The organism is Ktedonosporobacter rubrisoli, from assembly GCF_004208415.1.
Classification (GTDB): Bacteria; Chloroflexota; Ktedonobacteria; order Ktedonobacterales; family Ktedonobacteraceae; genus Ktedonosporobacter; species Ktedonosporobacter rubrisoli.
In genome coordinates this window covers 7,386,935-7,401,334 of the sequence record NZ_CP035758.1, presented here as the reverse complement: position 1 = coordinate 7,401,334, position 14,400 = coordinate 7,386,935, and the positions used below count along the sequence as shown (strand labels likewise).

11 protein-coding genes are annotated in these 14,400 nt (G+C 54.2%); 9 read left to right on the top strand and 2 right to left on the bottom strand.

Annotated features, from left to right (window positions below; all coding sequences use genetic code 11):
• The first annotated feature begins 62 nt into the window (after window positions 1-62).
• The 6 genes from EPA93_RS32165 to EPA93_RS32140 all read left to right on the top strand — a co-directional run bounded on the left by EPA93_RS32165 (window position 63) and on the right by EPA93_RS32140 (window position 4,701).
• A complete protein-coding gene (locus EPA93_RS32165) occupies window positions 63-284 on the top strand; it encodes an ATP synthase F0 subunit C (protein ID WP_129891442.1) in 222 nt (73 codons plus the stop codon).
• A gap of 123 nt (window positions 285-407) precedes the next feature.
• Window positions 408-905, top strand: coding sequence for a pentapeptide repeat-containing protein (locus EPA93_RS32160; protein WP_129891441.1), 498 nt, complete (start codon window positions 408-410; stop codon window positions 903-905).
• A 159-nt stretch (window positions 906-1,064) separates the two neighbouring features.
• Window positions 1,065-1,280 carry a hypothetical protein gene (locus EPA93_RS32155; protein WP_129891440.1) on the top strand — a complete coding sequence of 72 codons (216 nt, stop codon included), beginning with the start codon at window positions 1,065-1,067 and terminating at the stop codon, window positions 1,278-1,280.
• A gap of 343 nt (window positions 1,281-1,623) precedes the next feature.
• Complete coding sequence (locus EPA93_RS32150) at window positions 1,624-2,061, top strand: DoxX family protein (protein WP_129891439.1); 438 nt, start codon at window positions 1,624-1,626, stop codon at window positions 2,059-2,061.
• Window positions 2,062-2,198: 137 nt separating this feature from the next.
• Window positions 2,199-3,392, top strand: coding sequence for a glutathione-independent formaldehyde dehydrogenase (locus tag EPA93_RS32145; protein ID WP_129891438.1), 1,194 nt, complete (start codon window positions 2,199-2,201; stop codon window positions 3,390-3,392).
• A 154-nt stretch (window positions 3,393-3,546) separates the two neighbouring features.
• Window positions 3,547-4,701 (top strand): oxalate decarboxylase family bicupin, encoded by a 1,155-nt coding sequence (locus EPA93_RS32140; protein WP_422877901.1) that lies wholly within the window; start codon window positions 3,547-3,549, stop codon window positions 4,699-4,701.
• 59 nt (window positions 4,702-4,760) lie between these two features.
• Here the strand turns inward: EPA93_RS32140 and EPA93_RS32135 are convergent, their stop codons facing one another.
• Window positions 4,761-7,889: an alpha-mannosidase gene (locus tag EPA93_RS32135; protein WP_129891437.1), complete on the bottom strand. Its 3,129-nt coding sequence runs from the start codon at window positions 7,887-7,889 to the stop codon at window positions 4,761-4,763.
• A gap of 117 nt (window positions 7,890-8,006) precedes the next feature.
• On the bottom strand, window positions 8,007-8,915 hold the full coding sequence (locus tag EPA93_RS32130; RefSeq protein WP_129891436.1) for a PhzF family phenazine biosynthesis isomerase: 909 nt from the start codon (window positions 8,913-8,915) through the stop codon (window positions 8,007-8,009).
• Window positions 8,916-8,984: 69 nt separating this feature from the next.
• Between EPA93_RS32130 and EPA93_RS32125 the strand changes: the two genes are divergently transcribed.
• The 3 genes from EPA93_RS32125 to EPA93_RS32115 all read left to right on the top strand — a co-directional run bounded on the left by EPA93_RS32125 (window position 8,985) and on the right by EPA93_RS32115 (window position 14,397).
• Window positions 8,985-9,683, top strand: coding sequence for a hypothetical protein (locus EPA93_RS32125; protein ID WP_129891435.1), 699 nt, complete (start codon window positions 8,985-8,987; stop codon window positions 9,681-9,683).
• Window positions 9,684-9,973: 290 nt separating this feature from the next.
• Window positions 9,974-13,210, top strand: coding sequence for a winged helix-turn-helix domain-containing protein (locus tag EPA93_RS32120; protein WP_129891434.1), 3,237 nt, complete (start codon window positions 9,974-9,976; stop codon window positions 13,208-13,210).
• A gap of 179 nt (window positions 13,211-13,389) precedes the next feature.
• On the top strand, window positions 13,390-14,397 hold the full coding sequence (locus EPA93_RS32115; RefSeq protein WP_129891433.1) for a quinone oxidoreductase family protein: 1,008 nt from the start codon (window positions 13,390-13,392) through the stop codon (window positions 14,395-14,397).
• Window positions 14,398-14,400 lie beyond the last annotated feature (3 nt).

The following is a 14,400-nucleotide window of genomic DNA, read 5'->3' as shown; positions in this document are numbered from 1 at the left end:
TAATTCGGGGTGTAAATACAAGAGTGAAAGCAGAAAGCCTTAGACATAAGGAGAAGGAAATTATGCAATATATTGCTATAGCTCTGGCAATTGGGCTGGCCACTATTGGCTCAGGTATTGCCATGGGACTTGGCGCCAATCAGGCCTATACTGCTATCGGACGCAATCCCGAGGCCGAGCGGCTCATTCGCACTAACTTTATTCTTGGCACAATCTTCGCGGAAACGCTGGCAATTTATGGTTTGGTTCTGGCGATTCTTCTGCTACTATTCCATCAATCCTAGCCAGAACTAGCAAACGGCTCCTGTCGTGTTTTCACTCGCGCTCCTTTCTCTTGTATACTGATAGCAAGCTTCTCTGTGGGAGAAAATGCAGGCAAGGTACGCAATTGAGAGGAAGATATACTTATGGCCAATCCGCACCATCTTGCTCGGCTTATGAGAAATATCGACGAGTGGAACCAGTGGCGACAGGAGTATCATGAGATACAGCCCGATCTGCGCGAGACCAGTTTTAAAGGCGCGATCCTGCACCGCGTGGATCTTAGCAACGCACTTCTGAACGGGTCCGATTTTAGTCAGGCCGATCTGAGTGAGGCGTTGCTTAATGGGGCCGATGCGCGGGGAGCTATCTTCGCGGGCGCCAATCTCAGCAACGCTGATCTTCAGAGTATGCGGTTGCAAGCTGCTATCTTTAGCGACGCTGATCTTCGCGAGGCTATTCTGACCGCTGCCGATCTGCGCGATACAGATATGTGCCGGGCGGTCCTCAGCGGCGCTGAACTTACTGGGACCAACTTTTGCGATGCCAACTTTAGCGAGGCGGACCTGAGCAAGACTGATTTTAGCCAGGCGCAAATCAAGGGAGCTCGCATGGAGCACGCCTACTTCACAAGTAAAGCTTGAGCAGCCGCGCCTGGCCTTTAGGGTCCTGGCGATAAACGCTCTGCCCGCCTTCTCTTGCTCCAGTCAACTGTTCGCATGCTTGTAACGTGTCAGATGCGGAAAGATAAATATGGACCATCCTCGTAGTTAGCAGATATACGCCAGAAAGGAAGCTACTATATGAGCGAGAGATGTAGACATCTACGCAGGCTGCACGCCTCTTTAACCCACGAGATTACTGTTCTACAGGAAACGCTCCAGGAGGAGGAAGGCATAGGCAGCGAGAATCCTATTGAGATACGCAATATCCTTAAAAGCCTGCAAGATACTTTGCAAGCGACTAATGTGGAGCTACAAAAATGCCCTCCTCCGGAGGAGAATGAGCTTCCAAGCTAGCCAACATTTCTAGATTTCACAATCTTTACCCTTGACAAATTAGTTTTTATCAAATAAAATAACAGTGTTATCTAAAATACTCACTCTAATACATTGATCCATTTCTAATAGTCGGGCTTATTGTCTCGACAGTACATTAGCAGTGAGGCTAGCAATCGGCAAAGATTTATTGTATTACTAACAAGTTCTCTTGCTCTTTTTTAACCCTCTTAGTTAACGCTGTTAATTTGAGTAACACGAATTATAGAGATCGATTGTGTGCAAAAAGATCTGCAGTGCTGCAGATACGCGTATTAGTTCGGCCAATCGAGATGTTCAGGCAGAACAAGGAAGGATGAAAAGAATGGCTCCCTTCATATTATTGCTAGTCTCGTTTCTCTTCTTTAAAGGGCTGGGCCTGCTCGGCCTACCGATCTTCGCCAGCTGGCAGGACTGCGCACGCTACGCCACAGTTCTGCTCTACCTGTTTACGGCATCTGCTCACTTTACGCCAACCCGCGAAGATCTGATCAAGATGGTCCCGGCGACATTTCCCTATCCACGACAGCTTGTCTTTATCACCGGCATCTGTGAAATACTTGGTGCGCTGGGCCTACTCATCGCTCCGCTCAGACTCATTGCCGGACTTTGTTTAACGGCCCTTCTGATCGCCATGTTCCCGGCCAACATCAATGCTGCGCGCCACAATATCCCACTGCGCGGCAAACGACCCACTCCGCTGGGTTTAAGAATCTTTCTCCAGTTCGTCTTTATCGCCGCCACCTTATGGGCCGCACTCTAGAAAGTTTGCAGGGCCGCCGGGTGAGCTCCTGACGGCCCGTAAATTCTTTGGCTGTCAACCAGGGCTTCACATGAGGCGTGTCATCTCTATACATAACCCATAATCTGGCAACCTTACATGCTCCCAGGAGGGTAACTATGAAAGCAGTCGTATGGAGAGGTGACATGACGCTCAACCTTGAAAGCGTTGAGGACGCACGCATTGAGGCTCCGACCGATGTCCTGATGCGCGTTACTTCTTCCGCAATCTGCGGTACTGACCTGCATATCTATGAGGGAAGGATGGGCGAAGTTAATGGCCTGGTTATAGGCCATGAGCCCTTGGGGGTAGTCGCTGAGGTTGGTCCCGCCGTTGCTTCCATAAAGCAAAGAGACCGCATTGTAGTACCGACACATATCTGCTGTGGCTTTTGTTATAACTGCGTGCGCGGCTATAGCGCCTCTTGCCTGATGAGCAATCCAGGCTCAGCGGGAGCGGCTTATGGCTATCCCGGTATGGGAACATATCGAGGAGCACAGACAGAGCTGGTTCGCATACCCTTTGCCGACGCGAACTGCTTACGTCTGCCGGGAGAGCCTGGAGATGATCTGGAACATGATTTTGTGCTCCTGGCCGACGCATTTCCTACCGGCTACCATGCAACCGAGCTAGCACAGGTCTCTACAGGCGACAGCGTAGCAATCTTCGGAGCGGGCGCTATCGGCCTCCTTGCAGCCTATGCTTCGTTATTGCGGGGCGCTAGCGAGGTGTTTGTTGTGGATTATATTCCTGAGCGCCTGGCAAAGGCCGGCGAGTTGGGCGCCAGCCCCATCGATTTTCGCCTTGGCGATCCGGTCGAACAAATCCTAGAACAGAGAGGCCGCAAGCGCAAGCGGGCAGGGTCGACCTGGCGAGGCGAAGATAGCATGGGCGGGGTAAACTGCGGCATTGATGCTATTGGTTTCCAGGCCCGGGATCGGGCCAATCCCGAACGGGAGAAGCCAGATCAAGTAATTCACGATCTGGCACGCGTGATCAATCCAAATGGCAGGCTGGCTATTGCCGGGGTTTTCTTGCCCAACGACGCTAAGCCAGTGGGAGAACTTGCAAAACATGGCGACCTCGCGGTTCCCTGGCAAACACTTTTCAAGAAAAGCATCACTATTGGCATGGGACGCGACAATGATGAGCGCTACAATACCCAATTACGAGACATGATTATTGCGGGCCGGGCCAGACCAGGCCAGATCGTATCGCATCGCTTACCGCTCTCGCAAGCGCCCGAGGCCTTTAAAAAATTTGATACGCGTACGGATGGCTATATTAAAGTTGTCCTTGATCCGGCTATATAAGCTCTACCATTAGAAAGTCGCGAAACATGACCTGGATAAGGTGACGCAGCTTGCAAACAGGGCTTTCAATTGACTGGCTAACCCAGGTTTAGCAGAGCTAAGCCTCCATCTTATACGAAAATCATACTGAAAGGAGCTCTTAGTGGAAAAAGCGATAGATCAAAGAGCTGCAGAGATCAACCAGATACCCCAACCGCTCAAAGGCAGGCTTGGCGCTAGCGATCCGGGTCCGCGCAATATTCAGCTTGACCGGCAGAATCCCGATTTGCTCACCCCACCAGAGACGGATCACGGCACGATTCCCAATCTGAAATTCTCATTCTCCAACGCGCACAATCGTCTCAGCTCCGGTGGGTGGGCACGTGAGGTAACGGCCCGCGAACTGCCGATAGCCACCACTCTGGCTGGCGTAAATATGCGCCTGACGCCCGGCGGTATACGCGAGCTGCACTGGCACAAGCAGGCCGAATGGGCTTATATGCTTTACGGCAAAGCGCGCCTCACGGCCATTGACCAGGATGGGCGCAACTTCATAGAAGATGTTGGTGAAGGCGATCTCTGGTACTTCCCTGCCGGCATTCCCCATTCGATACAGGGACTACAAGATGGCTGCGAGTTCCTTCTCGTGTTTGACGATGGCAACTTTTCCGAGAACTCTACATTCCTCATTAGCGACTGGTTCGCCCACACGCCGAAGGAAGTACTAGCCAGGAATTTCGGCGTGACGGAAAGCGATTTTGCCGATATTCCGCGCCATGAGCTCTATATTTTACAGAGCCAGGTGCCGGGTCCGCTAGCAGCCGATAAAGTTTCTGATCCCAATGGTCCGACGCCCTACAGTTTCATACACCACATGCTGGCCCAGGAACCCATCAAGGCGCCGGGCGGCACAGTACGCATTACTGACTCGGCAAACTTTCCCATTGCCACCACTATCGCCGCCGCACTCGTCGAGATCGAACCAGGAGGCATGCGCGAACTACACTGGCACCCCAACAATGACGAGTGGCAATACTACATGGAAGGCCAGGGACGCATGACAGTCTTTGCAGCTGAAGGCAAGGCGCGCACCTTCGACTTCCAAGCCGGCGATGTTGGCTATGTCCCATTTGCCATGGGTCACTACATCGAGAATACAGGCGAGACAAAGCTGCGCTTCCTGGAGATGTTCAAGAGCAATCGCTACGCAGATATATCCTTAAAACAGTGGATGGCCCTCATTCCACCCGAGCTGCTACAAGCTCATCTACATCTCAACGCGCGGGTCATGGAAGCACTGAAGAAGCAGAAGCAACCGGTGGTCAAATAAAAGAGTGGAGCACAACTTTGTAATGGTCTGTGCTCCACGGCTCTAACATAATTTAGCGGCTAGCGCGCCAGGCGCACGCGGAAGGTCTTGATCTCAAAGGGTCGGACCTGGAAATGCAAGGCATCGCCCTGCACCTGAGCCTCTCCGAGTTCTTCCTCAAGCGCATTACATTCGCAGGCCGAGGCGATCGGAGCCATAAAGGTAATCGTGCCCTGACCGCGCTGGTTATAGGCCTCATAGAGGCGCACAATCAGACCATCGCCATCTTCGGCCGGCTTGACGGTCTCCACCACCACATGCGCGCAATCGGTACGCAGGAAAGAATTTAGCTCACCCTGAGCAGTTGCCGAGCTCGCCAGGCCCTCACCGAGCTTTTGTACCGGCACATTGAGCTCATAGGCCCGCTGCACGGTCTGGCCCGTACGCCAGTCGCCCTCGTGGGGCAGGAGGCTATAGGTGAAGCGCTGCAAACCCTGATCGGCATGCTCATCTGGAGAGACCGCCGACTTAAGCAGGGTCAGGCGCATCACATTGTCGTGGATGTCATGGCCATACTTGCAATCATTGAGCAAGCTTACGCCATAATTGCCCTCGCTCAAATCGGCCCACTTATGGGCACAGACCTCGAAGCGCGCAGCATCCCAGGAGGTATTGCGATGCGTCGGACGCTCAACATTGCCAAACTGGATCTCATAAGTTGCACGTGTGCTATTGATCGCCAGCGGGAAGGCAGTTTTGAGCAAGATCTGATGCTCGTGCCAATCTATCTCGGTGGCAAAATCGATGCGGGGGAAGCCGCGCCAGAGCGAGATGCGCTGCGTAACGCGCGACGAGAGGAAATTGCGCACGATCTCTACAGTGACGCGCACCGGTCCCTCTTCGATCAAGCGAATCTGCTGCGCCTCGCGCAGGGGATAGGCCTTCTGCTCATAGAAGAGATCGATATCCCAGGCATCGAAGTGCAGCGGGCGATCCTCAAAGGCCACCAGCTGGTTGCCAGCCTGACCTTGCGCCAGCACATCGCGCTGGTAGCGCTTGTCGAAGAGGCGGGCAATCTCACCGTTTGCATCGATGACAAGCTCATACAGCTCGTTATGCAAAGCCAGCGTACCATCACTTCCCTGCACAGCATAGCAACCCTTGCCGGCAGCTTCCTGCGCGATCTGCAAGGGCGCAAAGCCCATAGAAGGCAGGTTTACCCCGTCGAGCAAGGCCAGCGTCTCGCCATCCCAGCCCTTCGTGTACTGCACGCCCTCGACGCGCTCCGCCTTGTCGGAAACGCGTAACTGCACAGGCTCCGCGCGCTCCCAGGGCAGCGTGTTCAACAACACAGGCGCGCCGTCTGCAATCCCTAGCCGTTGGCGCAGGACAGCCAGGGCTTCAGTGTAGACCTCTTTGCCGATGGCCTGAGCTTCGTCATAGAGGACCGCAGCATCCTTATAGACCTCATTGATCGAGGAGCCTGGCAATACATCGTGGAACTGGTTGAGCATGATGCGCCGCCAGCCCTCGGCCAACCGATCCTGACGCAAGGGCATGCCATAGAGATTGGCCCAGGTTTGTAAGAGCTCGATATCGCGATAGAAGAGCTCCATGCGCCGATTACTCTTTTTGACCTGAGCTTGTGAGGTAAAGGTACCGCGATGGTACTCAAGATACAGCTCGCCAACCCATTTGGGCAAGCGGGGATTTTCCCACACATGCTCATATAGCTCGGTAAAGTACTCATTGGCCCGGCCCATGCTCACCTCGGGGAAGGCCGAAACCTGCGCCATACCCTGCAAGCGTTCCAATTGTTCCTCGGTAGGACCACCGCCACCATCACCCCAACCTGTGAGATAGAGCAGCTTATCGTTAAGATCCTGCTGGTGATAGTTAGTCCACAGCCCGCTAATATCCTTCGCGTGCAAGGGACCATTATAGGTGTAGTGCTGATAGGAGCCCTCGTGCTCATCGGGCGCCGTTACAAAGTGGGCCAGGACCTGCGAACCATCAATACCCTGCCAGCGGAACGTATCATAGGGCATACGATTATACTGGTTCCAGCTCATTTTTGTTGTGACGAAGGCTGGCACATTGCACAGGCGCATAATTTGCGGTAGCGCAGCAGAGTAGCCAAAGGCATCGGGCAGCCAGACGATACGCGAGGTCGCACCAAATTCCTCCTGCTGGAAGCGCAAGCCATAGAGCATCTGGCGGATCAGCGATTCGCCAGAGGTCAGATTGCTATCGGCCTCGACCCACATCGCGCCTACAGGCTCAAAGCGTCCTTCCTCTACCCGCGCTCTGACACGCCCGTACATCTCTTGATCGTTCTCTTTGAGCCACTGGAAGAGCTGCATCTGGCTCTGGCTATAGTAATAGCCAGGATAGCGCTCCATCAGGCCAAGCACGTTAGAGACTGTATGAATAATCTTCTGTTTGGTGCGCCAGTAGGGCCAGAGCCAGGCCAGATCGAGATGAGCATGACCACTGATCGTCACTTGTGGACGAAGCGCCGCCACCGGGCTCTCCTGAATGGCCTTCTGCAAATATGCATATGCCGCGTGGGCAGAATCGCGCAAACGCTGACTTTGCCAGCCCTCACGCAGATCGAGCATATTGTAAGCAGTATTGAGCTGCTCAAGGAGTGCATGACGTTCCATAGCATGCTCGGACAGCGTAAGACAAACTTCCAGGCCAGCCTGCATGCTATAGTGCAACTTCCAGAGCAGCTCATCGCGCACGTGCAGGCTCAATCCCATAAAGGGAAGCAGTGGCTTAATCGTATAGGCCTGGATGGCCAGCGTATGCTTACGACCATCATGGACGGTCTCCGGCAACAGGAGCATTAAATGCCGCCAGTCAAAGCCGCCAACAGCTACGCCATCGAGCAGGACCGTAGCCTCCAGACCGTGGAAGGCAAAATCATCGGAGCGCGTATCCCAATGTAACTGCAAAACCACGGCTTTGCCCCGCAAGGCCTCCGGCAACTCTAGAGAAGTCATGAGCCAGCTTGTGGCATGCTCACGCCCCCATTGCTGACCAACCTCAAGCTTGTGCCACTCGGCACTTTCCATAGCTGGGGGAGGGGACAGCGGCTCGGCAGCTGGCGCTATAAAAACAGGTTCGAGAGGCTGGGCTGGCCCCTCGGCTGCATCGCCGAGATTGGCAATGCGCATCTGTAACTTTTCTACAGTGAGTAACATTCCAATATCTTTCTACGCAACGAATTCTAGCAGTGTCTATATAACCTGCATTATACATCGGCAATCCCGAGCTTACTGTGCAAATTCACGACAAAATATGCAGGCCTCCTCGCCAGCCTAAAGAGTTATTTCTGCTTGAAATACGGTGACGGCATGCCCACCCACCTGAACCCAGTCCAGAACGCCGGCCGGATGATAAACGAAAACATCAACCTGTCCCCAGCGCCGCAAGACCTCGCCTTGATAGCCAGTGAAATGAAAGCCATCGCCCTCAACAGGAACCAGGCGATGCCTGACGAGATAAGCGCCAAGTGGCCCATGAGCATTTCCGCTTACCGGATCTTCACTTATCCCCATAGCGGGTGCAAACATTCTTCCCCAGGTCAGAATTTCTGACACCTCTGGGTCAAACGTGAAGACAAAGCAGCCATGGCAGCCAAGGCGTTTACTGAGATTATGTAAGGTTTCTATATCCGGCGCCAGGCGATTAAGCGTGCTTCTAGATCTAATGCCGAGCAGAATCCTTGCCTGTCCCAGCGATACAATTTGCACGGGATAGTTCTCTAGCAGTGTCTCCTCATAGCGCAAGCCCAGCGCCCGCAAGAGCGTTCGTCGTTCGTCCTCCTGCAAAAGCCGGCCAAATTCCGGCCGACCCTGGATCAGCAAAATTTTATAATCGCCATGCTCCCAGGTAATCTCAACTGGCAAGATACCGCTCCTCGTCAGCGTGCGCACGCGCGTGCCAACCACGAGCCCCAGCTCTTTGGCCCGGATATAGTGCGCGGCGATAGTAGCATGCCCACAACCGGGCACCTCTGCGGTCGGTGTAAAGTAACGCAGCACAATATCATAACCCGGGCCCTGAGAAGGAAAAATAAAAGCTGTCTCAGAACAATTCATTTCACGCGCAATTGCTTGCATCTGAACAACGTCAAGTCCCTGAGCATCGGGCACCACACCGGCAGGATTGCCGCGAAACTTCTGCTGTGTAAAGGCATCAACCTGATAAAGGCGATAGCGCCGCATATCCCTCTCCCACTTATCTTTATACTTATCTGACCTACAAGAACTTCTACTACACATAGTACAAAACATATGAACGGCATAGCACCTCTAATAACAATTCTCTTAGGCATTGGCGCTCATCTCGTGCTGATTGCCTATGGCCATCGCCTGAACAACATATTGCGCCGCTTCCTGGCTGGATGGGCAATTTTTGGTTTACCCTATGCCGGGCTCCAGATGATGTCTTCAGGAGGGCCCGCCATCGTCAATGGTACTGGCGATGACTTTGCGGCTGTCCTGGTGGGCTATTTTGGCTTTCCCCGACCTGTTATGGCGATAATTTGTTGCGCCGGCGTCGCATTATTCATTCTGGGTTGCTTCTGGCTAAGAGGCTCTCTGGCCAGCATTGAAGGTTTAGCAGTAAGCTCACGTTTCCGCTGGAAAGATTTACAAATAACTCCGACAGCCTGGCGACGCTATAGCGCGCTGCTGCTGGCATTATTGCCGATAGTGGATGCCTTGTACAGCGCTGTTCAGGTTGGCAGCAGCAACAAGACTGAAATTACGCTTATCCTGATGGGCATACTTGTACCCCTTATCTGGTGTGCCTGTGCCGCGCTGCTCATACCCTGGCGCACGTCGAGCAGCATCGTCATACGCAACCAGTGGATCTTTCCTACTATTGTCGTTGCTATCCTTTTCTATGTCCTGGGCAGAGACGATTACACGACCATGCTGCCTGCCCTTCTACCTCCTGTTGTTACCACGGCCTGGCCGCACGTTGAATAACTCTGCCATCTCTGCTTATCCGATAGTAACTTCACAAACGTAGATCTTAGCATGGCACAAACTGGCATGCTCAACGAGAAGAGAGGAAGTAGCTTTCCTCTCTTCTCCGCGTTACAGGCTTGGCCGGCAGTATATCCACATTCAGATCTCACTGATGGTGGCAACAAACCAATAAGATTTAGCAACCTTAACTATTTTTGGGGAACACTTGCGCATCTTCCTGCCGCATACTATACTCATCAGAGCCAGGATTTTTGGGGAACACAGCCTATATACACAAGAAAGTTAAGATGCCAAAAGTTGCTACCCACACTTTAAGCTGGTCAGAAGAACACAACAGCTATGAGCTATATAGCCAGAACCAGGCCAGCGCCTACCAGCTACAGGAAAACGACAAGCGTTGGCACGCCTGGCTCTCTGCTCATTCCGCCTTTGCATTTCACGGCCGGCAGGGTCAGTTGAACTTGTTGAAAGAAGCGCGTAAGAACAAGGGCGAGGGCTACTGGTATGCCTATCGCCGGCAAGGCAAACACACTGTCAAGCGCTACGCCGGGCGCAGCAGCGAGCTTACTATCGCGCGCTTAGAAAATATCGCGCATCTCCTTTCGCAACCCGAAAGCGCAGGACAGAAGACAGAAGTTCCCCAAAACCCAGAAGCCCTGAAAAAGCCGCAAGAAACGCCACAACAACTGGCTTCAGTGCCTCAGCTTCCCTTGCTGGAAGCCAAGCTGCATGCGCCACGTTTACACACGCCCCTCATCAGGCGTCAAAATCTCCTGGCGCGCCTTGATGCCGGACTACAACGCAAGCTGACCCTACTCTCGGCACCTGCCGGCTATGGCAAGACCACGCTGATCAGCCAATGGATAGCACATAGGCAGACTGATGATGACTTTCCTGCCGTCGCCTGGGTCTCCCTGGATAGCGGCGATAATGATCCAGTACGTTTCTGGCGTTACCTCATCACTGCTAGCCAGAGCTTTCAACAGGGGCTGGGAGAAGCCGCCTTGCTATCGCTGGCCAGCATGTCTCAGACCCCTATAGAGCCGCTGCCCCTTGAGATAGCGCTGACAAACTTCCTTAACGCGTTAACCCACGCCAGCGCCAAAGGAATATTAATTCTTGAAGATTATCACGTGATCAGCTCTGAGCAGATTCAGCACATGATGGCCTTCTTCCTCGACCATCTGCCGCCAACCCTGCACCTGGTATTACTCATGCGCGGAGAGCCCAGCTTGCCGCTGGCGCGCCTGCGTGCTAAGGCAGAGCTATGCGAGTTTAGCGCTGCCGATCTGCGCTTCTCTCACGAGGAAAGCGCTAGCTTTTTGCGGCAGATTAGCAACCTTCGGCTCTCCAATGACTTTATCGACGAACTTAATATGAGCCTGGATGGCTGGGCGGCCGGCTTACGCTTGCTGGCGCTGGCTATGCAAGGAAGCCGCTCAGAGCAGGAAAGGGAGCAGATCCTCTCAGCCTTCACTGCTTCAAGCTATCCCAACGCCTTTAGTCAGGCTAGAGGCGCTCAACAACATTCAGTAGCCAAACTCTCTCGCCCGTCCCTTAATCAAAGAGGCGAGCCAGTTCAGGGAAGCCGCCGCTTGCTTCAGGACTACTTTGTCAACGAGGTATTCAACGCCCTACCGGAGCCACTACAGAGCTTTCTCTTACATACCTGCATCCTCAAGCGCCTGCACGGTTCCCTCTGCGATGTCATCACAGCAAGAAATGATAGCGCTCAGCTCCTGGCCGAACTTGAGCGTCGGGGATTGTTCCTTGATGCCTTAGATGAGCAGGGAGCATGGTATCGCTATCACACGCTTTTCGCCGAGGCTATGCAGGTCAGGGCGCGGCAGCAACTGGGTGAGAATGCTCTACAAACGATAGCGCGGACCGCCAGCCGCTGGTACGCGGCCCAGAATCAACTTGAGGAAGCCGTCGAAGCAGCCTTATTGGGGCAAGACTTCGCTTCAGCTGCTGCTCTCATTGAGCGGCTTAGCCAGGCTGAGCGCTTACAGGAGCTCCATGAATACTATACATTGCGCACCTGGTTGCAGCAGCTGCCAGAAGACGAGCTCAGACAACATCCGCTTCTTTGCTTGAACTATGCCACGGCCCTCCTGTTCACCTGCCCTACAGACCATATCGAAAGGCCTACGCTTGCGCTGCTTGAAAAAACTTTGGAGCTGGCCGAGCAGGGCTTTCGGGCCGAAGGCGATCGGGCTCGGCTCGGTATTATCTTTGCCCAGCGGGCTTTGATTACCTGGCGCCAGGACGAGATTGTCCCGGCCAGGGCTTATGCCCAGCAGGCCCTGGCTTTGCTGCCCGCTGATGAGGCACGCTGGCGCAGCGTTAGCATGGGCATTACTGGTATCAGCGAAATGAACATGGGCCGCCTTTCTATAGCGCGCACAAGACTATTGGAGGCTCGGGCCATTGGCGAAGCAGACGAGCAAAACAGCGATTTTATCCAGACCAACATCAATCTACTGGCCTGGGTATGTTTTGAACAAGGTTTGCTGCACGAAACCGCCGAACACTATCGTCAAAACCTTGTTATGGCCCGCGCCCGCCAGAATCACTCAGATATGGGCCATGCGCTGTTAGGCCTGACGCAAATTTTTTATGAATGGAATCAACTTCAAGAGGCTCAGGCCGCTGTAGCTGAAGTGCTGGCCCTGAGCAAACAAATTGCCGATGAGGAATTTCAGATATGGGGCACGATCTATCAAGCTGAGATACTTCATGCCCAGAAGCAGACTAGCCAGGCCCTGCAGCTTCTGGCCGCCCTACTGGCCCATGCCCAACCTCATCGCTTGCCCCTACATTACCGCCAGATTCAGAGCGCACAGGCCAGATTGCAGCTGGCCAATGGCGATCTTAGCGCCATACAACACTGGCTTGATAACCGCTTTGAGCCTTCCCTGAGCTTGCTGCTCAATCAGCCGGAGGAAGAGCAAATGCTCGTAGCGCGCTGGTACCTCGCGCTTGATAAGCCACATAAGGCGCTAGAGATCCTCGAAGATCTACAAGAGGAGGCGCGCAAGGCCGAGCGCATCCATACCTTATTTAAGCTGGAAGTCCTGCTTGCCGTGGCCTATGCCTCAAATAGGCAAATCCCAAAGGCGCGTAAGCTCTTGCTCTCAGTTCTGACCCGCACCCAGGCTGAAGGGTATCTGCGCCTTTTTCTTGATGAAGGAGAAATAATGGCAGCTCTGCTCCAGGCCAGCAAGCCTTATGCACGAGCCAGAGCCGTTGCCGCCCACATACAAACCATTCTGCAGGCCTTTGCGCAGGAGTCCATAGACCTGACCGCCAGCAAATCGCCAGCGCTTCTTGAACCGCTTAGCCCACAAGAATTGCGCGTATTGCGCCTGCTGGCCAGCGGCAATTCTACTCCCCAGATTGCGCAAGAGCTGGTGGTCTCGGTCAATACGGTGCGCACGCAGGTGCAGAGCATTTATCGCAAGCTTAATGTCAACAACCGCGTGGCGGCCAGCGAAGTCGCCCGCCATCTGCAGCTTCTCTAAGTCGCCCCGTTCACACTCACCTCTGGGCAGAGCTCGTCTTCCCATACTGTCCCCATAGATCACTAACCCAATCATACAACTACGTGATGCCCCAACAGGGCCAGGCAAGCTAAGCTATCACTGGCGTTCAGACAGGCGCCACACATTTTCACTCTTGCCAAGGAGGATCACACAAACTTATGAAAATCGTAAGCTATCACGCGCCGGGCGGCCCCGAGGTCTTGCAGATCGATGAGCTCCCCATACCTCAGCCCGAGGAAGGCCAGATCTTGCTAAAAGTTCAGACCGCCGACATTGCCTTTATCGCGGCCCAGCGTCGTGGCTCAACAACCGACATAGGCTGGCGTAGAGAATCATTCCCCGTCGCGCCCGGCGGTTTTGTCTACGGTACTGTTGTGCAGGTAGGACCTGGCATCTCCCACCTGCACAAGGGCGAGCCGCTGCTGGCCTACGCCCCATCCGGGGCCTACGCCGAGTACGCGCTTGTCTCTCTCGATACTGTTTACCAGCACTTGCCAAGCGATAACCTTTCAGCCGAGGAAATCGTCGCCCTGCCCTCTTCGGGCGAGACAGCTTATCACGTTCTGACAACATCCGCGCGCTTGCAGCCTGGCGAAAGCGTCTTAATCCACGCAGCGGCCGGCGGAGTGGGACATCTGGCGGTTCAGTTGGCCCGCGCCCTGGGTGCAGGTCAGATCATCGCCACGGCCAGCAGTACCGCCAAGCTCGACTTTGCGCGCTCTCTGGGCGCCGATACAGTTATCAACTACAGCGAAACCGACTGGGATAAGCAAGTACTGCGCGCCACGCAAGAGCGCGGTGTTGACGTCATTCTAGAAATGGTCGGCGGCGAGGTCCTGACCAGGAGCTTGAAGCTGCTTGCGCCCTCGGGCCGCCTGGTTACCTATGGCATCGCCGGCGGCAACCTGGCACCTATTCAGCTGGATGTTATGGCCTTGAGCGCAAATAAACAGCTCATGGGCTTCTCCTGGTTTGCCCTCAATACTCAACATCCAGAGCGTATTGAAGAGGGACGCCGAGCTCTACTGTTTCACGTGAAACAAGGCCAGCTTCGCCCCGTCGTCACACGCACTTTCTCGCTGGCCGAAACTGCCGAAGCGCACCAGGCTCTTGAGTCGCGCGCCACTTACGGCAAAATCGTCTTGCGTCTCACGAATGCACAATAGCCA

Excerpts from the sequence above, each read along its gene's own strand:
- EPA93_RS32165 (WP_129891442.1), top strand. The coding sequence starts at position 63 with ATGCAATATATTGCTATAGCTCTGGCAATTGGGCTGGCCACTATTGGC.
- EPA93_RS32160 (WP_129891441.1), top strand. The coding sequence starts at position 408 with ATGGCCAATCCGCACCATCTTGCTCGGCTTATGAGAAATATCGACGAG.
- EPA93_RS32155 (WP_129891440.1), top strand. The coding sequence starts at position 1,065 with ATGAGCGAGAGATGTAGACATCTACGCAGGCTGCACGCCTCTTTAACC.
- EPA93_RS32150 (WP_129891439.1), top strand. The coding sequence starts at position 1,624 with ATGGCTCCCTTCATATTATTGCTAGTCTCGTTTCTCTTCTTTAAAGGG.
- EPA93_RS32145 (WP_129891438.1), top strand. The coding sequence starts at position 2,199 with ATGAAAGCAGTCGTATGGAGAGGTGACATGACGCTCAACCTTGAAAGC.
- EPA93_RS32135 (WP_129891437.1), bottom strand. The coding sequence starts at position 7,889 with ATGTTACTCACTGTAGAAAAGTTACAGATGCGCATTGCCAATCTCGGC.
- EPA93_RS32130 (WP_129891436.1), bottom strand. The coding sequence starts at position 8,915 with ATGCGGCGCTATCGCCTTTATCAGGTTGATGCCTTTACACAGCAGAAG.
- EPA93_RS32125 (WP_129891435.1), top strand. The coding sequence starts at position 8,985 with ATGAACGGCATAGCACCTCTAATAACAATTCTCTTAGGCATTGGCGCT.
- EPA93_RS32120 (WP_129891434.1), top strand. The coding sequence starts at position 9,974 with ATGCCAAAAGTTGCTACCCACACTTTAAGCTGGTCAGAAGAACACAAC.
- EPA93_RS32115 (WP_129891433.1), top strand. The coding sequence starts at position 13,390 with ATGAAAATCGTAAGCTATCACGCGCCGGGCGGCCCCGAGGTCTTGCAG.